Origin of the sequence: Providencia sp. PROV272, assembly GCF_049901975.1 — a bacterium.
In the GTDB taxonomy this organism is placed as follows: domain Bacteria; phylum Pseudomonadota; class Gammaproteobacteria; order Enterobacterales; family Enterobacteriaceae; genus Providencia; species Providencia stuartii.
The window spans coordinates 2,822,914-2,845,130 of sequence record NZ_CP096291.1 but is presented as its reverse complement, the minus strand read 5'-3'; the positions used below and the strand labels follow the sequence as shown (position 1 = coordinate 2,845,130).

Here is a 22,217-nt window from a genome sequence, read left to right as displayed (position 1 = left end):
AACATAAATGGAATTTTGCTATGAAAGAGTGGGGTAAAATCATCGATTAACTGCAATATTAAGAATAACCAGGTGGTAAAAGATAATCGCATTTTACTGTTACTCGACAATAACTTGTTGGTCATTATTAATAAATGTAACATTCGGTATGTAAAATATTTTATTATTCTGTCCATATAGGTATTTAGTTAAATGAGAAAATTATCAGTCTTATGTGTTTGTATGGTTGCCTTATCGGGATGCGCAGTTACGGAATATAACTATACCCCTTCTTCACATAAGGTGAGCGAGCCAAAAATAGGAACTGTAAACACGATAAGTATTGGGCAACCCTTAGTAAGGGATGGAGTAATTAGTGAGATTGATGGGATCAAAGTGCTCGATTCAACTCAGATAGATTTAGCCTATAAAGTGACGCCAGGAACCTTTAAAAAGGTAGGGGAAAGCGATAAAGGTGATTTTTATATGCCTACGAATACGAATGATTCTGGTAGTGTGGTCGTTGAAGTTATTGGGCAACCATGGACTTCATTATTAGTAAAAAAAGAGAGTCATGAGCTATGTGTTGTCACCGAATTTAATGTCTTTATCTGTAGCGATAAGGCTAAATTTGATAAGGTGAAATTAAGTAATCCTGCAGGAAATTCCTTTGAAGAAGCATTAATTTTCAATGGGAAAAATGGTGACTCTGTAAATATAGGCTATAGGCAAATAGGTTCTAATATTGAAAACCAAGGCTTTAATAATGATATCCAGTATGATTTAAAGAAAAGTAATATTATTTCATACAAAGGCGCAAAAATTAAAGTGCTTGATAGCTCAGAACAATCAATAACATATGAAGTATTAAGTCATTTTTAGCGTCAAGTTATTTTCGTCAAACAGCCCGTACAACGGGCTTATTGGCATATATCTTCTTTAATGCTGTCTCAATGAAAGGCTACTTGCTAAATCATAGAACTTGTCATAATTTTTGATAGATTAAAACTAGGGGGATCGATATGAAAAAAGTGATAGACAAATTATTCGTGGTCGCTACATTTTTGATTGTTGCTTTATCCTTTATTTTTGCTAACGGTCTACCGTTTGATCCTACTGAAAAAAGCGAGCAAAAATAATTTTCAGAGAGTTTAACAAAAGGTCACTATAGTGAAGTGGCCTTATAAATCTACCACATGGGCTTCTGTTATAGGTCATGACTTGAAGTTTACAACAACAAATAGCCGTCACTTGTAGAGTATACTTATATCTTCGTGTTATCTTATAGATGATGTAAGTTTGGTGTTTTTAAACGTAATCTGATAATGACCTATGGGGCAGAGGAATAAAATCTTTCCTAGCGACTTTTTTAAACATATTAAATGAATGCCAGTCAGTAGGTTATCTAATTGATTTTATACTCCTTTGGTCAAATAACGATAATTAAAATGTTATAGGAATGTACTGGCTCAATATGAAAGTTATCATTTATTGAAGCTAGATTATGAAAAAATTACAGCCCACTAATGAAAGAAAGTTATGAAATACGAAATGGTGACAGTAAGTTAAATATCCTGTATTCTTGTCTAAAATTTTTCGTAAGCTGATAAGGATATTAAGTGAAAAAACCTATTTCATTATGGATAATTCAGATAATTATTATAATTAATATATCTTCATTTTTGTTTTATTTGTTAAAAAACACATCTTTTTTATTTGTTGTTTACAAGATGAACATTCCTCTTTACTTGAAAATTGAAACTTACTTCTTTAACGCAATCATGTTATTAGTATTAGTCATTCAAGTTGCTGCTTTGTATTTATCATTTAAAAGAAATCGGTTAGCCAGAATATTTACCTTATTAGGATGGTTTTGTTTTCTTATTTCATTCTTAGAACCTATCCCAATAGGATTTTATTCCAGACAATGATGGCACAGGCAAGATGCAGCATTGCCTCATAATTCTCGACCTTCTTCTCCCAACGAGTCAGGACACGACGGTAGCGATTCATCCAACTGTGTGTTCTCTCTACAACCCAGCGGTGGGCCTTAAAATCCGTGTTTTTGATGGCTTCTGATTCATCCTTCCGTGACTGGATATGAGGTTCATAGCGACGACTTTTCAGATACGCTCCCAACCATTCCGCTTCATACCCTTTGTCCATGCACAACCGGAGCCTCTTGCCCGGTCTGCCCGTCTGGAGGGCATCGAGCGTATCCGCAACCAGCTTTATGTCGTGCGTATTTGCTCCAGCGACAACCAGTGCAAGCGGAAGCCCGTTCCCGTCAGTCATCAGACTGCGCTTTACGCCCCGTTTCCCTCGGTCTGTTGGGTTCTTGCCTGTTTTTTTGAGCCTGCCAGCGGTGATTTGGTCATACAACCATCCATCGACAGCCACGACCAGTCAATAGCGTCCAACTGTTCGCAAGCAAGCAACCCGTTTTGCCAGAAGCGTTCAAATACGCCAGCATCCCGCCACTCCTGAAATCGGCGATGAGCAGAGCTTGACGAGCATATACCGGTGGCATTTAGCGCATTCCACTGGCAACCCGTCCTGAGTACGAAGAAAATGGCGTTCATTGCAGCGCGATTATCAACCCGCTTGCGGTGCGTACCCAGCGGGTGTTGAGTTCTATGCTCCGGGATGAGAGGAGCCATTTTCTCCCAGAGTTCATCACTGATTTGCCACTTATTACCTACCATACGTTGCCCTCATAAATTATCATTATGTATTATCTGACAATTCCTTTTGGGATAGGTTCTTATATTCTAATTTTAGTGGTGGGTGGGCCAGCATCCCAGAAGGTCCTATTCGTTATGATAGTGATCTTGAAAGGTTGGGGGCACTTTGGGGGAAGTATGAGGAAACTGCATTATGTTTGCTGTTAACTGCATTTTTGTGTTTTTCAAAAAAAATGAAACAGTATTTTCAATTTAACTAGTTCCTTCTTATTTTCTTAAGAAACTACCTTAATTTAAGGTCTTAATGATAAATGTGTTGATAGAGTTGGTGTTTTATGTTGTTGAAAAAACAGTACATTTATATGTTGATTTAGAGATGGCGTATGGTACTTCCACATGCGTAAATAAAGATGAATAAATGTATATTCACTGCAAATTTTCTAATTCGACAATTCTATCTATAACAGGTGTTGTGACATTATTAGCATATTCTAAAGTGTCGAGATAAATAATGTTTTTTCTGTCGAATCCTTTTCTATAAAACATGTATTTCAAACCTGGGGCGCAGACCAGAAGTCTAGCACCTTGTTCAATAAGTTTTTTTATATCTGATTCGGTGTCATCTCGGTAAACATGCCAGTCTAAATTTTTCTGTGCTATCGCTTTTTGTAGGGCTAATATATAGTTATCTTCGGTATATAAATTAAACAAAGCGCCGAAAATACCGGAACCTGTTACCCCTTGTATAGGGTTTCTGCCAAGTATAGGGCTAGGCATATAGATAAAGTATATTTTTTTCTTTTCCATTGTTGAATTATCAATATCGTAATATATAAACATACCACACTGACTAGGATCATTGATATAAATTTATGCTAGTTTCAATCCTACTGATGGATTGAAATAACTGTTTTTGACCTTTGCTTGTAAAACATCACCTCTATAGCTAAAGAGGGGATACATAAGCGATCAAGACGTGTCCTCGGTGTGCTCTTCATCTATGAACGTCGGGTGGCGCCATATTGCCATATAAAGAGGTGAATAGTGTGATGGCAATTTCTTCACATTTAGGTACCTAATCTTCTGAACTGCGCAAATCACTTCGACCATAAAAAGTACCGTATGATATAGATTGGTGTGTGATAAGACGGGGAATTACGGAAAGGATGATTTTGTCGCTATGCCATCATCACTCATCTCACTTTGCACATGTTCTGATGTTATCGATTTATAATGATTGTGCATTGAATATTTATGTTAATGAGTAGTAATTTTTTTATCAAATTAAATGATGAGCGATAAGCTATTTTATTACGCTTGATGGTGAGTAAATGAAAATATAGTTATTTTTACTTATATCAATATTCTGGGGCGTGAAAATTAAAGCCATTTAACCTTAACAACAGTACCTGTTTCTATGCATACTATGACTTCGGATTTATAAGAGTAAAGATATTTTTACAGTGCTTGGAATATTTCGTAAGTATAATATAATTAAAAGTTATTTTTCCTAATTCAAGTGTCTTTTTGCTTAATTTTTGCTCAGGCTTGCTCATCGGATGGCTCGAAAAGATGAGATAAATCTTATTTATTTAGGTGGTTACCATTAGCATATTTAGGAGCATACATGCTATTATTACGTGTAATGTTTTTTATTAACTAGCTGATTTTTATGTAAAATATTATATTGATAATAAATTAAATTAAATTAATGATTATTGAAAATAAACCACAGCATACAAGTCGTTTAGAGGTATAAAATTAAAAATGAGTAATAAATACCTATTGGCAATTACACCGCTAATTACTTTTTTTATCGCTTCTGAATCTTTGGCATTTCAAAAGCAACAATATAATCCTGTTGTGTTCAACATGGCACAACTCTATGATTTTAATCCAGTTAAAGGAAATGTTAAAGAAATTAGGTCCGTCGTTTACAATAAAGACAAGTCTATTAACTATGAGTCATTGTTAAAAATTGGTCGTGATGGCTGCATAGATAGTTTTGCTTTAAACCAAAAAAAGGATGAATACCTCAGTGGTGTACATAATTATCTCTTTGTTGAGAGAGTTAAAAATAAATTAGTTGGTAGGGATAATAATGGCCCTGTAGAAATGGAAATCGGTAATAACTGTACGATATTATCAAGAAAGGATAATAATGGAAAACTGATATATCGATATAACAAAGAAGGGATTATTATCGGCTCTGTATTGGCAGATAATAAAACAAAGTTTAGCGAAAATAATTATAATGAGTTTAAACTACCAACAACGATAAAATATTACAAAGATAATAAAGTAATATCTGAAACCATTATTACATATGGGAAAGATATCACTAAGCCATTTGATCTGTTAATGAAAATTCGTGTGTTAGGTCAGACTATTTTACAAGTAGACTCTAAATGTGATTACAATAGCCAAAATATTGCACATAAGTGTCATTTTGAACTAACAATAAATGAAAATGGTCAGGACATTAAGTTAATCAAAGATAGTACGACGGAAGTGTCATTCTATTGATAGCGAAATTTTTATAAAGGAGCTTTAGTCTGTGTCCAAGAATCGCCCTCTCAGAGTATAACAGGCTTTTAATTTTTAAAAGCCAGTTATAAGAGGGTATAAATTGTTATTTTAGCAACCTAACTTGAAATCTCGTGTTAGGCGTATCCCGTGAATGGCTACTATGGCGTAGTCTTAAGGAAATTTACCACGACCCTGAAGAGCCGCCTCCACCGGAGCTCCCGCCACCACCTCCGCTAAATCCGCCACCGCCTCGGCTTCCACTACTGCCGCCTCGGCCATTATTATTGCTCCCACCAATGTACACATTGATAAAACCAAAATAATGACCAATGCCAATGATGCAACCAACACTACTTGAAATAACGGATGAAATAACAAAATCACCTTCTGATATGACGAGTGCAAATAGAAAAATAAAACCAGTAAATAAGAAGGCAATAGTAATCGAAAGACGCTTTTTTTCTGACTTAATAATGAGGCCAAGTATTTTATAAATAATAGCAACAGCCAAAAATAAAAGTAGAAATATCGCAACAAACATAGTGAAAGCGAGGATGAACACCATCCAGGTGGGTAGTATTTTGAGAAAAAGGAATTGGCTCCAACGTGGTAATTCTGTATATAAAAAATCTTCTCCAAACTTCATGCCATTACCTGCGGGGTTATTAAAGCCGCCAGTGTAAGCAGTTAACAAGAGAATGATAGCGATTGGAATTGCAGCCTTAAGTTTATGTAATTTAATAAGATGATATATGATAAAAAGCCAGATATAAGCGCTTGCCGCTAGTACGATAGCAAGTGAAGCATCTAATAAACCAAAGGGAGCAGGTTGTTTAGAAATAAAAAAGCTAGGAGTTTTGGCGTCAGGGAGTGGCTCATTTTTTATTAAGGCGATTAGGGAATCAATAGTACGGTTGAGACCTCCTGCATAATTACCGCGCTTAAATTCAGGTATAAAATCATATTCTAAAATACGCTTTGCAAGGCTATCGCTGATTGCCCCTTCTAACCCATAACCCACCTCGATACGCATTGTACGGTCATTGACAGAGACGAGTAAAAGAACACCGTCATCAATATTTATACGACCAATCCTCCATTGATTGAATACTTTTTCTGCATAGCTTTCAATATCTAATGGGGAAGTACTCTTTACGATTAAAATGGCAATTTGCGACCCAGTTTGTTGCTGAAATAGCGCTAACCGTCGAGCTAAACTATCGCGCTGTTCTGTTGTTAATAAATGTGCTTCATCCACGACGTGACTGGTCATCGTGGGAATAGAAAGTGTATTCGCAAAAGTGGGAATAGAGAACAATAAGAAAAACAATCCCCATAGCCATTGTTTTGTTTGCTGAATTTTGCCAATCATCGTGGAATCCTTTCTGAAAGGGTGAATTTCATTATATTCGATAGTCATATAACGTCAGCATATACTGACTGAATAATACATAATCTTATTTAATTTGTAATCGTTTTCATAGGATGGAATAGCGTTTTGAGAAATAATGATTAAATTAAAATTAATTTAATCATTGAATATTGTTCCGATAAAATAAGAATATTCGTTAAAACCTGTCATTCATATCATTAAATGTTAATAGGCTACTCTTGAACTCTTGAGTAGCAAAGCTCACATATTGTCTAACAAAAGCTTAATTTCTAATCGCAACGAGGTGACATTACTCACATTCTTTAACTTATCTTGCTATTTAAGACATTTTTTTCTCGCACTTAATAGATTTATCGTCTTTATTAAATTTTATACAGAAATGTTATTGAATTGTGACAGACGGATAAAGAATAAAGTGAATACAGCTTATGTGAGGGCAGAATGGAACTGATAACAGCTTGGTTAGGAGAACTTAACGGTATTGTGTGGGGAGTTCCCATGTTGATTGGGATCCTCGGTGTTGGGATCTATATGCAGCTCCGATTGGCATTTTTGCCAATCCGTAAATTGGGTACAGGGTTTAAGTTACTGTTTCAGAAAAATGAGGATAGGGGTGAAGGGCAAATATCGCCTTTTAATGCGTTAATGACAGCATTATCGGCGACAATCGGTACTGGTAATATCGCAGGGGTTGCCACCGCTGTGGTGATGGGAGGGCCAGGCGCGCTGTTTTGGATGTGGATCACGGCATTGGTTGGTATGGCCACAAAGTACTCAGAAGCTGTGCTTGCGGTACGTTTTCGAGAAGTCGATAAGTATGGACAATATGTTGGTGGCCCAATGTATTACATCAAAAATGGTTTAGGGCCTAAATGGATTTGGTTAGGTACATTATTTGCTCTTTTTGGTGCTTGCGCCAGTTTTGGAATTGGGAATACTGTACAAGCGAACTCTGTTGCCGATGTGCTGGAAAGTAACTTCGGCGTGCATAAATGGTTGACTGCTGGGGCACTTGTAATCTTAGTTGGTGCTGTGTTAATTGGTGGATTGCGTCGTATCTCTGATGTTGCAGGGAAACTCGTACCATTCATGACAGTGGCTTATTTTGGTGCAGGTTTATTGGTATTAGGGCTCAATTTTACGGAGATCCCAGCTGCATTTTCTTTAGTGATTACCTCAGCATTTACACCAGTTGCGGCTCAGGGTGGGTTTGCCGGTGCTGCTGTATGGGCGGCAATTCGCTTTGGTGTTGCGCGTGGCGTATTTTCCAATGAGGCTGGTTTGGGAAGTGCACCTATTGCTCACGCTGCGGCAAAAACACAAAACCCGATCCGCCAAGGGTTGATCGCAATGTTAGGTACTTTTATCGATACCATTATCGTGTGTTCGGTAACAGGTCTTACTATCATTATTACTGGTGGATGGTTAACAAGTGAAACAGGGGCGACACTAACCGCATCTTCTTTCCAATCAGCGATCCCCGGTGGGAATTATATTGTTGCCGTTGCGTTAGCCATATTTGCTTTTACCACTATCCTAGGATGGAGTTTTTACGGTGAAAAATGTGTGCAATATTTATTTGGGGTGAGGGCAATTAAGGTCTTTAGGGTGTTATGGCTTATTGCATTACCGATTGGTGCAACCCAATCTCTTGATTTTGTTTGGCTACTTGCAGATACCTTAAACGCGATGATGGCGATACCGAACTTGATTGCTCTATTATTGTTAAGTCCGGTTGTTTACCGTTTAACGCGGGATCATATTAAAGATGTCAATGCCGACAGCATTGATATGGAAAAATAAATAATATCACTGATGGCCTCACGCTCTGTGAGGCCATCTCAACATTTAGGTGGTAGGGTATTTTCGTTTTTTATTTTGCTCTTATTCGCCCCTAATTCTTTTCCAACGCCTTTCCCTGTTAGACCTATATTTCTTATATGTAATATCGATTTTTTCTATTTATAAATAGAATAGCACTATGATTTCACAGGAAAAATATTGCAATTGTGTAGAGGCAATGTTTTCATAAAAACCCGAGTGGTGATGCGAGTAATATATTAATAAGCTAATAATACGGAGGGAAAATGCTAAAAAAGGGGATTTCGATTGCGATGTTGTGTGCGATTTGCTTACCCGTGCAAGCGATGAAAGAATATGATCTTAAATGCCCTGAAAGGGGAGTGATGACCGTACTACATACAAATTATTTAATTAGCACATTGAAGTGGGGAAGCCGCTTTATTGTCTCTCACCCGGCCATTAGTTATAACGAACACAATGTAAACTATAAAATTTATAATTTCTTAAATGGTGATTCATTAGTGAAAAAGGCAGGGGATCATAAACGTTACTATTTTATTTATAAGGATGGGGAAAAGGTCGAATGCACGAAAATAGGGGAAGCGGAATTGGAAATAACGAAATTACCGATTGTTCATAATGTGAGCTGAATATCGCCACCCAAAGTATGAGTGGCGATAAAAATAACTTACTTACGTGCGTCTAACAGTTGTTGCGCATTGTCTTTTGTGACTACAGTCCAAGGGATTTGGTAACGTTTATCTTTACCGTCATTCCATTGCAGTTGATCAGCATATTGTTTCCAAATGGCTGATTTGGGTTGGTAGCTGTCGCCTTTGACTGACTTCATTGCGATATCAATCGAGCCCTGCATTTGAGCATTGGCATCTTGTAGGATAGAAACCATTTCTCCGTTCTGCACTGCTAGGATCGCATCAGAAACACCATCCACACCAGCAATAGCAAAGCTATTTACATCAAGGCCAGCACCTTTAATGGCTTCGATAGCACCTAAAGCCATTTCATCGTTTTGAGCGATGACGCCGTTGATTTTGCCACGGTGTTTTTGTAACCAGTTTTCCATGAGTGGCATTGCTTCTGCACGTGACCAGTTAGCTGTTTTGCGTTCTAATACTTTAATTTTTCCGGGGCCACATTCAGCGATAGCTTTATCGTTACCTTCACCGCGTTGGATCTCACCGCTACCCCCTTTAGGGCCTTCGATAATCACAACATTACCTTCACAGTTCATTTTATCGAGGACGGTTTTTGCTTCCATATAACCACCTAAAACGTCATCAGAAACAACTTCAGCGGTCATTTTATCCGTGTTGAGGCGTGCGTTAGTCACGATCACAGGGATTTTGGCATCATTTGCCATAGTGACGACATCAATGTTCGCTTCATAATCCATTGGGTTGATGATGATAGCATCTGCTTTAGTCTGAATTGCTGTTTCCGCTTGGTTGTTTTGCACCATCGGATCATAGCGACCATCGTAAACGGTGATCACCGCTTCACCCTCTTTAACCGCAGGGTGCTCTTTGGCGGCTTTTTCCATTAATTGAACAAATTCAGCTTTCATGCCATACATCAAAATAGCAATTTTGACAGGCTCCTCTTTGGCTGCAAGCGCCATATTACTCATGAATAGTGCAGTGGTAAGAGCTGCAATTTTAGTCATTTTTTTCATTATGATACCTTTCACAGTGAGGGTCAGTGTTGTTTTAATTAGTCACGTCTTTGTTTACGTGAAGGGTCGAGCAGAACTGCGATGACGATCAACGCACCTTTAATGATTTGTTGGTAATAAGAGGGGACACCCAACAAATCTAATCCATTGTTCATAACGCCGATAATTAGCACACCAAAGAAGGTGCCAACCAGTGTACCAACGCCACCAGACATACTGGTTCCGCCAATAACGACGGCAGCGATAGCATCTAGTTCATAGGCTCCTCCGGCACTGGTTTGTGCAGAGCCAGTTCTTGCGGTAAGGATCAGTCCAGCAATACCCGCTAATGCACCACACAGGGTATAAACCAGCACTTTGACTTTGATGACACTAATACCGGATGTTCTTGCACTTTTAGGATTGCCACCAACCGCATAGACATAACGGCCAAATGTTGTTTTATTTAGCAATACCCAAGCGAGTGCAAAGATCACGATTAATATGACGACGGGCACGGGGATATCAAAGATATAGCCATTACCTAACCATCTAAAGTCATTATTGAGTTGTGATACGGGGTTGCCGTCGGTAGTTAATAGGGTTAAGCCACGGGCAGCGGAGAGCATCCCCATGGTCACGATAAACGGTTGTAGGTTGAATTTTGCTAAAATAGTTCCGTTAATGAGACCACAGATGATACCAATGCCTAATGCGATGATCATTGGCATCATAACGGCATTTGCGGTGTCGCCAATGGATAGGCCTGCATTTGTGGTTGCAAAACGCGCTGCTACAATACCGCTCAGAGCGAGGACTGAGCCAACCGATAAGTCAACCCCCGCGGTGATAATGACGAAGGTCATGCCAATCGCTAAGATACCGTTAATTGATATTTGGCGTAAGACAATCAACATATTGTCTTGACTAAGAAAATAGTTGTTAGTCCATTCGCCGCGCGCAACTTGCACTTCACCTATCACAGCAACAATTAGGCAAAGTACAAAGAAAGCCATGATAATGCCGTACTTGTGCATGTTTTTCTTATTGCGGGCTAAAAAGGACATCCCCATTGTTGGCGTAGAGTAAGTACTATTCATAGTTTTTCTCTTTATTTTTTGAATAAAAACCAATGTGCTGAATTAAACAGCAAGTTTCATTAATTCTGTTTGAGTTGCTTCAGTTGCCGATAACTCACCAGCTAATTCACCATCACGGAATACAATAATGCGGTCGCTCATACCGATAATTTCTGACAGTTCAGAAGAAACCATGATGATCCCTTTGCCTTTTAAAGCGAACTCCGACATATAACGATAGATTTCTTTTTTGGCTCCCACATCGATTCCACGGGTTGGTTCATCGAGTAGCATCACTTCAGGGTCGAGAAGCGCCCAACGGCCTAAGACAACCTTTTGTTGGTTACCACCACTAAGATTTCCTGCAAGTTGATCGGCATCTGGTGTTTTAATGTTGAAGAGTTTGATCATGTCATCTGCACGAGCTTGCTCTTTCTTTTCATTGATAAAACTCGCTCGGCTAATATCAGAGAATGAAGCGATATTAATGTTTTCGTTAATTGAACGACCCAGCATTAACCCTGTTTCTTTCCTGTCTTCAGTGACATAAGCAATGCCCGCTTTAATGGCATCTTGAGGTGAGTGTTTCCCTAATTGGATGTCATTAATTTTAATGGTTCCCGATGAGGCGTGTTCAATACCAAAAATAAGATCAAGAAACTCACTACGGCCGGACCCAACCAGCCCATATATTCCAAGGATCTCGCCTTTTTTCAGGGTGAGGCTGATATTTTTTATTTTATTGAGCCAACTTAATTGTTCGACAGTTAAAATAGTTTCATTAGTTGGTTGGTTGAATTTGGCGAATTCATCTTTAAATTCGCCACCGATAATATGCTCAATTAAGAGCCTATCTCAATAGGAGCTAAATTCATCACCTTACCCAGCCATATCGATGTTTAAAAGTCAGGCTGTATAAGGTTTTGGTTACAGTGATAATATATTTTTTATGCGGTAATTAATCCCTATTGAGATAGGCTCTAATTGTTCGCGAGTAATATCGGCAATCGCCCCTTCAGTGATAAATGTGCCATCACGGAAAATCGAAAAAGTGTCTGCGATTTGGAATATCTCGGATAGGCGGTGGGAAACATAAATAATCCCTTTGCCTTTTTGAGCTAAACGCGTAATCACATCAAAGATTTTTTGCGCATCCTCTTCACCTATTGCGGATGTTGGTTCATCCATAATGATGATGTCAGCATTTGAGTGAGAAAGTGCTTTAGCAATTTCCACCAATTGTTGTTCAGCAACGCTGAGATTGCGCACTTTTTCTGTTGGCGAAAGATCAAAATGTAGGTCAGCCATTAAATCTGCCGTCAGTTGATTCATTTTTTTGAAATCAACGAAACCGAGTTTTTTAGGCTCGCGACCTAACCAAATATTCTCTGCAATTGTCAGATCAGGAATCGAACTCAGTTCTTGTTGAACAATCGCTATACCGGCATTGAGTGCATCCTTTGGTTGATGAAAGTGACACCGTTTTCCTTTCACAAAAATGTCGCCTGAATCAGGCTGAATGAACCCCATTAGGATACTTAAAAAGGTCGATTTACCCGCGCCATTGCCGCCACATAAAGCATGAATAGATCCTTTTTTCAGGCTAAATTGCGCATTTTTCAGCGCAACGACTGGCCCAAACGATTTTTTAACCCCAGTAATATGTAAAAGTTCATCCGCCTGAATGCCCGCTGAGTTTGTCATACAGCCACCTCTGGATATTCAGTTTGGAGTAACGAAAGATAGTCTTGATATAAAGCTTCATAGCGAGAAACTTTTTCACTATCAGGATTGACCAGCGTGCTCTCATCAAGGTGAACGAAACGCTGGCAAATTTTTGCTAATAATTCTGTTTTATTATCTTGCTCTGTTAAGGTGTCGCACCAAACAGCTTGAATAGCCGCTCCCAGTGCGGCAGCTTCGCTGTTAGTCACACAAATAACAGGGGAATTCATAATGTTCGCGACAATTTGACGCCATTTGGCACTTTTAGCCCCGCCACCAGTTAGGCGGATTTCGTTGGTTTGTATCCCTTGTTTACGGAATAAATCAATGCCAAAGCGCAAACCATAAGTGGCGCTTTCTACGACAGCAAGGCTCAAATTTTGTGCATTTAAATTATTACTATCAATATTATGGATGCTCGCCTTAGCGAGAGGCAGTTGAGGAACACGTTCGCCATTGAAAAATGGCAGTATTTGTAACCCATTAGCACCCGGCTCTGTTTGCTCTAAGGCCTGATTAAAACCATTAAGATCAAGATTCAAAAATTTTTGTATCGTCGTGGTGGCTGATGTGACATTCATTGTGCAAATCAAAGGCAGCCAACCATTGGTTGAAGAGCAGAAACCGGCAATCATTTCTGAATCGGCGACAACAGGTGTATTCGAATAGGTAAATAGTGTGCCAGAGGTACCTAAGCTCATGGTGATGATACCCGGTATAATATTACCAGTACCAATTGCAGCCATCATGTTGTCACCCCCGCCTGATGCCACTTTCGTTTGGCTCGAAATGCCAAGTTTATGGGCGATTTCAGGAAGTACGGTGCCAATGCAGGTTTCAGCAGTGACAAGTGGAGGTAAAGCTCGTTGTAGACGGCCTGAATCATCAATTAGATTGATGGTATGAACATCCCATTCACGGGTACGAATATTTAACAGGCCAGTACCAGATGCATCACCAAATTCAGCCACACGAACGCCCGTTAGCCAAAAATTGAGGTAATCATGTGGCAGTAATACCGTCTCTAACTGTTCCCAAAGTTCAGGGTGGTGAGTTTTCAACCATAAAATTTTAGAAATGGTATAACCTGTTTGAGGCATGAGTCCGAGTTGAGATAACGCACCGTCAGTGCCACCTAAAGCATCAATGATCTTTTGGTTTTCTGCCGTTGTTTCCGTATCACACCACAGTTTAACCGGTGCGATCACTTTGCCTTGGGCATCCAAAGGCACAAAACCATGTTGTTGGCCTGAAACGGCGATTGCGGCTATCTCTTTACCATCAATACTGGCATTATTGAGCGCTTGGTGAAACGCACTGACAAGTGCGTCTGTCCACCAAGAAGCATGCTGTTCACGGCGCCCAGATGCTTCGCTAATGAGTGGGTGAGGCGCAGAGCCTTCACCCAAAATTTGTGCGCTTTCGCTATCCACGATAACGACTTTGGTACTTTGTGTACCGCAATCGATCCCAGCATACAATGTCATGTATTACTCCATTTCCAGCACAATCTTAATATCGGTTGGACGGCCTTCAGCTGCACGCTCATAAGCCTCAACACTGTCTTTAAACTTATAAGTGGCTGACAACAAAGGTTTTACGTTGAGCTTACCGGAACTGAGTAGGCGGATAGTACGTGGGTACATGTTTGCGTAACGGAAAATGGTTTTAAACGTAATTTCTTTCGCTTGCGCTGAAACAATATCTAAAGGTGCAGGATCAATTGGCATACCAACTAATACGGCAGTTCCACCCGGTGCCATATGCTCAGTGATATTAGCGATCACCGCTTTCGCTCCGCTGCATTCGAATAAGACATTCACCCCATTACCTTCAGTGAGTTCATTAACTTTATCGGCGATAGCTTGAGTATCTTTGCTATTGATAGGGTGTAGGCCTGGATATTGTTTAGCGACTTCCAGTTTTTTATTGAAGAGGTCACAGATGATGACATCTGAACAGCCGCCAGCGAGTGCAGACAACGCGGTGATAATACCGATAGTTCCCGCACCAATAACGAGTGCGATATCACCGGGCTTGATTTCAGCTTTGGTCGCGGCTTGCATACCGATAGCGAGTGGTTCAACCATTGCGCCTTCAGCAAAAGAGACATTTTCAGGTAATTTAAAAGTGAACGCAGCGGGATGAATAACGCTCTCGCGTAGGCAACCATCAACAGGAGGAGTCGCCCAAAAGCGTACAGCGGGATCGAGGTTGTACAGGCCAGCGCGCGATTGCGTGGATTGTAAATTAGGAATACCGGGTTCCATACATACGCGATCGCCAACTTTTAGATGAGTGACATTTTTACCAACAGCGGTAATTACGCCGGATGCTTCATGGCCCAAAATCATTGGCTTTTCAACGACGAAGGGGCCGATACGACCATGTTGGTAGTAGTGAACATCACTACCGCAAATGCCTACGGTATGAATTTTAATTTCGACATCATCCTCTCCAAGGACTTCAGGACTTTGCCAATCTTGAATAGAAATTTTCCCTGCTTTTTCGAGTACTAATGCTTTCATGATTACCTCTGGCTCATTTTTATGGTATCGATATCATTTTTATGATGCGGATATTAGATCGAATTTTATTATTTTTATGTGACGCAGGTTATAGTTTCATTAAATGAGTGGCATTTTTGTAAACAAAAGCGGAAGAATAGGCTACCTGATCACATTTTTTGAGGGGGGGATGCCGTTATAATGTTATCGGTATCATTAAGGAGAGCAGAGCATGAATAAAGCACACTATCGGCAGCAAGTCGTTAATTTTCTAGAAAAAGCACATATCCGTCTCACAGAAGAAGAAAAAGCACGAATTGAGATCGCCAGTTTTGGATTACCAGACTATCCACGTTCAGGCTTACAACTGTTAACTTATTGTAATAGCGAACGTTATTGTGCTAAAGAGTTGGTGCTGTTTCCCCATCAGGTTTGCCCTGAGCATCGGCATCCACCGTTTGGCTCTTCAATGGGTAAGCAAGAAACTTTTCGTTGTCGGTGGGGGGAAGTATACCTATTTGTTGATGATGATTCGTTAACATTGAATAAAAATGAATCGGGGGAACCGGTTTGCCCTAAACCAGAAGGTGATGAGCAGTGGTATCAGTGTGACCGCTTTATTTTACTCAAACCGGGAGAGCAGTATACGATAAAACCTAATACATTACATTGGTTTAAAGCTGGCAGTATGGGAGCGGTTGTTTCTGAGTTCTCAAGTGAAAGTCGTGATGAATTTGATATTTTTACCGACCCAAGAGTACGACGTTTAGAAGGGGTCGAATAATATTACGGTTTTGCATGACTGAAACGATTAAATGATACTATAATGGTACGAAATGATACTTAATTTAATAAGGAGATGAAATTGGCCGATCATAAGTCACAGAAAGTGACATTAGAAAATGTCGCAGCGCTTGCTAATGTCAGCAAAATCACCGCATCACGCGCTTTTTCTCAGCCAGATAAAGTTCATCCCGAGACGCTGAAAAGGATTTTAGAGGCGGCAGACAAAATCGGTTATGTCGTTAATGCCGTAGCGCGCAATTTACGTGCTAAGTCATCAAAAACGATTGGTATTGTTAGCCCCGATATGGGGAACCCATTTTTTGGTGGTTTAGCGAAGTTGATGACACAAGAAGCCTATCAAGTAGGGTACGACACATTGGTTTTTGATTCTTATGAGTCAAAGGAAAATGAGGCGCGTATCATTGAAAAGTTGATAGGTTATAATGTTGACGCCATCATTCTTTCTGTGGTTTCGTCTGATCGTTTTTATAAGCCCGATTATTTTCGGCAGCTTGAGCTGCTAAATATCCCCGTTATTTTAGTCGACCGAGAAGTTGATATTAAGCACTGTAGTGGTGTTTATATTGATAATTTAGACTGTGGTTTGCAAGCCGGGCGTTTTATACAGTCACAAGAGGCAAAAAGTGTTGTCATTGTTTCAGGACCCGAAGATTCTAATGTCGCACGGGATAGGGTGACAGGGCTTAAAGCTGCATTACAAGGAAGTGTCGATAAGGTTGAAATTTTATATGCAGATTTTCTGATGGATGAAGCTTATAAAGTAACGGATAGCTATCTACAAAAAAACAGTGCCCCTGATTTCTTTGTCGGCTGTAATAACCAGATTTCTTTGGGGATCATCAAGGCTTGTATTAAGCATCAAATTTCATTACGTGATGATGTTTCACTGTTTAGTATTGATGAGGTCTCTTATTCATCAATTTATGGTTTTAACTTCCCTTGTATCTCGCACGATTTGCAAGAAATCTCTTGGCAAGTGATTAACATGGCGGTGAGAAGGGCATCGGATGAAACAGCGAAGCCAGCAAAGGTTATTGTTAGAGGTAAACTCACCAATACGGTTTAGTCAATTTTCCTTTCATAGAATGGTGGAAATATTGTTGTTATCATAACTTAACGTGTCTGAATAAGACTATTATGGGTGATATTTCATGAGGAAATATCATTTTTATATCTCTATAGTGATACTTGCCAAGATAGACTAAAAGCCAATGTTTGGGGGCATTAGTGAGATGAAAGACCGTTATGACATCAAGTTTTCACTTTCTATTTCTGAAATACGAAAAATACAAAAGTATATAAAAGCAAACAAAGTGATAAGCGTGGCTAAACCCTATCATTGGGTCCTTAATATAGCCAATCTAAGCTTGTATAGTCTTGTCATCGGTTTATTATTCTTTTTTGCTATTGCATTATTGCTGTTGTTATCGACAGAGATAGACCCGAGTATGGCTCGCTTACAAAGAATGAGTGGCACAGCCCTAGCATTTATTGTCATAGCAGTGATGGCGCTCCTTCTTTCTAGTGTGTTAGAAAAATATTTTATGAAAAAATATGAACACAAAGAGCAAAATGATGAGACATATATTAGACATATTAAAATTAACCGTTATTTTATTGAGTCCATTCAAGATAACAGTATGTATAAGGTGTTATGGCCTCGAGTTAACAAGGTTGATGTGCAAGAAGATTTGATATTTGTCCATGTTGGAGATAATGGTTTTATTATTTTCCCTACACGAGTGTTTTCTTCACAAGAAGAGTTTCAGCAACTTTATTCGTTTATTAAAAAGCAAATCGAGCGACATACGGTGCCATAATAAGCTGTTAAGTGAAGAAAAGTGCACGATTGTTTCGCTTTTTGGTGGTTCAATGGCGTTATAATGTATCGGTATCTTTAATCGACTTTAATATAGGTTTTTATAGGCATAGAATACCGCAGTCTGCATACCAGCCAATTGACACTGAGTGAAAAAGAAGCGCTTTACGATTTATTAATTGAAGGTTTTGAAGGCGATTTTTCGCATGACGATTTCGCGCACACTTTAGGTGGAATGCACGTCATGGCTTTTGATCAACAAAAATTGGTTGGTCATGTTGCAATTATTCAACGCCATATGGCCCTAGATAATACGCCTATCTCTGTAGGGTATGTTGAAGCGATGGTGGTTGAACAAAGTTATCGTCGCCAAGGTATTGGGCGGCAATTGATGCTGCAAACCAATAAAATTATAGCTTCGTGTTATCAATTAGGGCTGCTGTCGGCTTCGGATGATGGACAAAAATTGTATCATTCGGTTGGATGGCAAATCTGGAAAGGTAAGTTGTTTGAATTGAAACAAGGGAGCTATATCCGTTCTATTGAAGAAGAAGGCGGAGTCATGGGCTGGAAAGCGGATGGTGAGGTTGATTTTACCGCTTCGCTTTACTGTGATTTTCGTGGCGGTGATCAGTGGTAATCAATATTGATAATATAGCGTTATTATTCTGGATTACTGTTAATAATATTTAGGTTAGTTTTCATTTTATTGATAAAAATAAAACCATTAAATGGTAATTCAGTTTGACAACGAAATTGTTATATATAGAATACAGGCTGATTTTTAGTCTAAGGACTCGTAAGCGTTTACGTTAATCAACGCATATAACTTGTCATGCAACAGTTATATGCTGTTGTGTTCGTCTTATTTGGAGTCTGCACGATGTCTTCACAAAATAAAAATACCCTCTTTGGAATACCTAAACTTCCCACCAGAGCACTGATCTTTTTGATCCCTTTTTTCTTGTCATTAGTGATGAGTGGTATTGTTTCTTTAATCAGTACAGTTAAAGCGTTAGGGTTGAATAGTGAAATGCTAGCACCTTGGTTAAGTTCTTGGATGTTATCATGGATAATTGCTTTTCCTACCGTACTGGTCGTTCTGCCACTAGCGAAAAGATTCTCTCTATTTTTTGTTAAGAGTTAAGTAATCGCCATCCTTATGATGGATGGCGTATTGGTATTATTAAGTTATCTGCGCTTCTTGTGGTAATGCTGGTTTTGGGTAAGCCAAATATCTTGTCAAAGGCTCAATTAATAAAGAATGTGTAGATAGATATACACATAATTAAAGCCAAATCCAATATCAGGGCTTGTAACAAACTCATTGATAGCCACCAAATTCATACGAGATCAATAGTGGGTCGCTACAAATAAGGGCCATCAGCGACTGAATCCCTTATTTTCAATTCAGACGTAAAGATGTTTTCTTTTGAAAAATAGCCACCATCAAGCATCGAAATAGTGCGATGGATCGCCTCATTAATCATTGCACTTATGGGATCTTTAATGCTGGATAAAGCAGGTTTTAGGAAGGGGGCTAATGGAATATCATCGAAACCGATAACGGAAACGTGGTGTGGAACGGTTATACCTGTATCATCCAACGCTTTGATTGCACCAATGGCCATATCGTCATTACTGGCTAGAATAGCGGTGAAAGGCGTCGCTTGCTGCTGTAATTTTATTACGGCCTGAGTACCACAAGATGGTGTCCAGTGACCAGAAATAATTAGTGACTCATTAATATCAATACCATTGGCAGATAAGGCATATTTATAACCAGACAGGCGTTCAATCGCGGTTGGCGAGTCCATTGAACCAGTGATAAAGGCAATTTCTTTATGCCCTCGGGAAATGAGATACTGTGTCGCATTAAAACTGGCGCCCCTATGATCGCAGACAACACAGTGACTGTGATTTTTTCTCAGTTTACGGTTCACAACCATAATCGGTTGGGTATGTTGATCAATTATTTCATCTATCTGGCTAATACTCAGAAAGCGTGAATAAACAATAATCGCATCACAACGCAATCCGAGCAAAAATTGAATCGCAGCATGCTCTTCCTCTGCACTGTGCTTTCCATCAACAAGGAGCAGTTGCCGGCCGTTGTCCTCTAGTTTTTTTGCTGCTTGTGACAGGATTTCATTAAAATAACTGCCCTGATAAAGATTATTGGTCACCACCAAACCAATGCAGGCGGATTTGCTGGTTGAAAGGTGACGCGCTAGTAAATTAGGACGATAGCCGGTTTCTTCAATGGCTTGATAGACCCGTACTTTGGTCTCCTCGCTGGTGTAGCCTTTTCCAGATAGTACTCGCGAAACTGTCGCTTTTGATACGTTTGCCCGTTTCGCTACTTCCTGCATTGTAGACATATCTTTATCCTGACAAATTGATATCAAAATCATTTTACACTTTTATATAGGGAGATGCAGAGGTCTATGTCACTACCAAAGCGGATCCCAGCCAAAACCCAATCCTATTACGTGAAAACTGTCACATAAAAACAATTAAAATAATAAACGTCTTGAACTACTTTCAAATATATTAAATATTATATGTAACCGGTTACCTATTTGTTGCCCAGTAATATAAACACTTAAGCAATGATATTAAATATCTATTAATACATAGGTTTAGGTGCGTTTACAAAAAACCAGAATATGTATTCGTTACGGGTATAGCTGCATACCGCTGAATGAAAAGTGTGATTACAAGAGAGCATTTAATTATGTCAAAGAACTATGTGGCTGTTTCCCGTGCAATTGTTGATGCTATTGGCGGGAGTGAAAATATCACTGCTATTACTCACTGTATGACCCGTCTGCGGCTTGTATTGAAAAGCGATAAGCCTGTTGACCTTGCACGCTTAAAAAGTATCGATGGTGTGCTGGGTGTAGTGAAGATGGACTTACAGTATCAGATCATCATTGGTAATACAGTTTCAAAGGTTTATGAGCAAGTGATCAAGTTGCTACCAGAAGGAGCTGTGCAGGAAACTCAACTTATCGCTAAAAAAAGCTGGTCCTTTCGCCGTGTAGGAAGCGGTATTCTCGATGCTTTAATCAGCACGATGTCACCGCTGATCCCTGCGATTATTGGCGCGTCAATGGTAAAATTACTGGCCATGATCCTCGAGATGTCTGGTATTCTGACAAAAAGTTCCTCCACATTTATTTTGCTCAATGTCATTGGTGATGGGGCATTTTTCTTCTTACCGATTATGGTTGCCGCCTCTGCTGCACTGAAATTCAAAACCAATATGTCGCTCGCCATTGCTATTTCAGGGGTGTTGGTGCATCCAGCATTTATTGAATTAATGGCTAAAGCAGCGCAAGGTCAACCTGTCGATTTTATTGGAATTTCAATTACTCCAGTAAAATACACCTATACTGTGATCCCTGCATTATGCATGACTTGGATCCTCTCTTATATTGAAAAGTGGATTGATAAAATCACCCCTGCGGTTACAAAGAATTTCCTTAAACCGATGCTCATTGTGCTGATAGCTTCGCCGATTGCCATTATCCTGATTGGGCCGATGGGGGTCTGGATTGGGAGTGGCATTTCAGCGCTGGTTTACACTATTCATGACTATCTTGGTTGGTTATCTGTCGCCATTATGGGAGCTATTTGGCCACTGCTTGTCATGACGGGTATGCATCGAGTATTTACTCCAACCATTATTCAGACAATTGCTGAGACAGGAAAAGAAGGCATGGTGATGCCATCTGAAATTGGTGCCAACCTCTCATTGGGTGGCTCATCGCTGGCGGTTGCTTGGAGGACGAAAAACCCTGAATTACGTCAGACGGCACTTGCCGCTGCGGCCTCAGCGATTGTCGCCGGGATCACAGAGCCTGCACTGTATGGCGTAGTAATACGTCTTAAGAAACCTTTAATCGCTTGTTTAATCACTGGATTTTTCTGTGGTGCAATTGCTGGAATCGGTGGTTTAGCAAGTCACTCTATGGCCGCTCCGGGTCTATTCACCAGCGTACAGTTTTTTGATCCACAAAATCCGACGAGTATCGTTTGGGTATTTGGAGTCATGATCTTGTCGGTGGTAATGTCATTTATTGTGACACTGCTACTTGGGTTTGAAGATATTCCTGTTGAAAAACAGGATGATAAACCAAAACAGGTAGCACAGGCTTTATCTCGTTCGTAACAAATAATTATCTGAGTGAATGAATAAATCAGGAGAAACACGT

General features: G+C 39.6%; 17 protein-coding genes and 2 pseudogenes. 10 read left to right on the top strand and 9 right to left on the bottom strand.

The window, feature by feature from the left end:
* Positions 1–192: 192 nt before the first annotated feature.
* Positions 193–861: a hypothetical protein gene (locus M1E93_RS13130; protein ID WP_014657981.1), complete on the top strand. Its 669-nt coding sequence runs from the start codon at positions 193–195 to the stop codon at positions 859–861.
* A gap of 1,017 nt (positions 862–1,878) precedes the next feature.
* Here the strand turns inward: M1E93_RS13130 and M1E93_RS13125 are convergent.
* Together M1E93_RS13125 and M1E93_RS13120 are read right to left on the bottom strand one after the other, a co-directional pair.
* Positions 1,879–2,639 (bottom strand): annotated as a pseudogene (locus M1E93_RS13125) (IS5 family transposase).
* Between the two features lie 450 nt (positions 2,640–3,089).
* On the bottom strand, positions 3,090–3,470 hold the full coding sequence (locus M1E93_RS13120; protein ID WP_071886628.1) for a nitrogen fixation protein NifS: 381 nt from the start codon (positions 3,468–3,470) through the stop codon (positions 3,090–3,092).
* Between the two features lie 960 nt (positions 3,471–4,430).
* Here M1E93_RS13120 and M1E93_RS13115 point away from each other — a divergent pair.
* Positions 4,431–5,189 (top strand): YnfC family lipoprotein, encoded by a 759-nt coding sequence (locus tag M1E93_RS13115; RefSeq protein ID WP_004918281.1) that lies wholly within the window; start codon positions 4,431–4,433, stop codon positions 5,187–5,189.
* A gap of 184 nt (positions 5,190–5,373) precedes the next feature.
* On the opposite strand, the gene M1E93_RS13110 is transcribed toward M1E93_RS13115, so the two are convergent.
* Positions 5,374–6,564 (bottom strand): TPM domain-containing protein, encoded by a 1,191-nt coding sequence (locus M1E93_RS13110; RefSeq protein ID WP_042116439.1) that lies wholly within the window; start codon positions 6,562–6,564, stop codon positions 5,374–5,376.
* A 462-nt stretch (positions 6,565–7,026) separates the two neighbouring features.
* Here M1E93_RS13110 and M1E93_RS13105 point away from each other — a divergent pair, with 462 nt between their 5' ends.
* Together M1E93_RS13105 and M1E93_RS13100 are read left to right on the top strand one after the other, a co-directional pair.
* Positions 7,027–8,388: an alanine/glycine:cation symporter family protein gene (locus M1E93_RS13105; RefSeq protein ID WP_004918286.1), complete on the top strand. Its 1,362-nt coding sequence runs from the start codon at positions 7,027–7,029 to the stop codon at positions 8,386–8,388.
* A gap of 284 nt (positions 8,389–8,672) precedes the next feature.
* Positions 8,673–9,038, top strand: coding sequence for a hypothetical protein (locus M1E93_RS13100; RefSeq protein ID WP_004918288.1), 366 nt, complete (start codon positions 8,673–8,675; stop codon positions 9,036–9,038).
* 38 nt (positions 9,039–9,076) lie between these two features.
* On the opposite strand, the gene M1E93_RS13095 is transcribed toward M1E93_RS13100, so the two are convergent.
* From M1E93_RS13095 to M1E93_RS13075, 5 genes and pseudogenes are all read right to left on the bottom strand, one after another.
* Complete coding sequence (locus M1E93_RS13095) at positions 9,077–10,036, bottom strand: substrate-binding domain-containing protein (protein WP_376738367.1); 960 nt, start codon at positions 10,034–10,036, stop codon at positions 9,077–9,079.
* Between the two features lie 83 nt (positions 10,037–10,119).
* Entirely contained in the window at positions 10,120–11,133 is a 1,014-nt protein-coding gene (locus M1E93_RS13090) for an ABC transporter permease (protein WP_004918292.1), read from the bottom strand.
* Positions 11,134–11,202: 69 nt separating this feature from the next.
* Positions 11,203–12,843: pseudogene (locus tag M1E93_RS13085) on the bottom strand (sugar ABC transporter ATP-binding protein).
* On the bottom strand, positions 12,840–14,351 hold the full coding sequence (gene xylB / locus M1E93_RS13080) for a xylulokinase (protein ID WP_004918297.1): 1,512 nt from the start codon (positions 14,349–14,351) through the stop codon (positions 12,840–12,842). Before xylB ends, M1E93_RS13085 begins: the two are co-directional and overlap by 4 nt.
* Positions 14,352–14,354: 3 nt before the next feature.
* Positions 14,355–15,392 (bottom strand): NAD(P)-dependent alcohol dehydrogenase, encoded by a 1,038-nt coding sequence (locus M1E93_RS13075; RefSeq protein ID WP_004918299.1) that lies wholly within the window; start codon positions 15,390–15,392, stop codon positions 14,355–14,357.
* 211 nt (positions 15,393–15,603) lie between these two features.
* On the opposite strand from M1E93_RS13075, the gene M1E93_RS13070 reads away from it, so the two are divergent.
* The 5 genes from M1E93_RS13070 (at position 15,604) to M1E93_RS13050 (ending at position 19,144) form a co-directional block, all read left to right on the top strand.
* Positions 15,604–16,155, top strand: coding sequence for a D-lyxose/D-mannose family sugar isomerase (locus M1E93_RS13070; RefSeq protein WP_426206987.1), 552 nt, complete (start codon positions 15,604–15,606; stop codon positions 16,153–16,155).
* 75 nt (positions 16,156–16,230) lie between these two features.
* The gene (locus M1E93_RS13065) at positions 16,231–17,244 is read left to right on the top strand and encodes a LacI family DNA-binding transcriptional regulator (RefSeq protein ID WP_004918303.1); all 1,014 of its coding nucleotides are present in this window, start codon (positions 16,231–16,233) and stop codon (positions 17,242–17,244) included.
* A gap of 166 nt (positions 17,245–17,410) precedes the next feature.
* Complete coding sequence (locus tag M1E93_RS13060; protein ID WP_230084753.1) at positions 17,411–17,998, top strand: YcxB family protein; 588 nt, start codon at positions 17,411–17,413, stop codon at positions 17,996–17,998.
* Between the two features lie 102 nt (positions 17,999–18,100).
* Positions 18,101–18,637, top strand: coding sequence for an aminoglycoside N-acetyltransferase AAC(2')-Ia (aac(2')-Ia, locus tag M1E93_RS13055; protein ID WP_004918308.1), 537 nt, complete (start codon positions 18,101–18,103; stop codon positions 18,635–18,637).
* A 243-nt stretch (positions 18,638–18,880) separates the two neighbouring features.
* Entirely contained in the window at positions 18,881–19,144 is a 264-nt protein-coding gene (locus M1E93_RS13050; RefSeq protein WP_014657992.1) for a DUF2798 domain-containing protein, read from the top strand.
* 220 nt (positions 19,145–19,364) lie between these two features.
* Here the strand turns inward: M1E93_RS13050 and M1E93_RS13045 are convergent, their stop codons facing one another.
* Positions 19,365–20,378: a LacI family DNA-binding transcriptional regulator gene (locus M1E93_RS13045; RefSeq protein ID WP_042116444.1), complete on the bottom strand. Its 1,014-nt coding sequence runs from the start codon at positions 20,376–20,378 to the stop codon at positions 19,365–19,367.
* 356 nt (positions 20,379–20,734) lie between these two features.
* Between M1E93_RS13045 and ascF the strand changes: the two genes are divergently transcribed.
* Complete coding sequence (gene ascF, locus M1E93_RS13040) at positions 20,735–22,174, top strand: PTS cellobiose/arbutin/salicin transporter subunit IIBC (RefSeq protein WP_104873371.1); 1,440 nt, start codon at positions 20,735–20,737, stop codon at positions 22,172–22,174.
* The last annotated feature ends 43 nt before the right edge of the window (positions 22,175–22,217 follow it).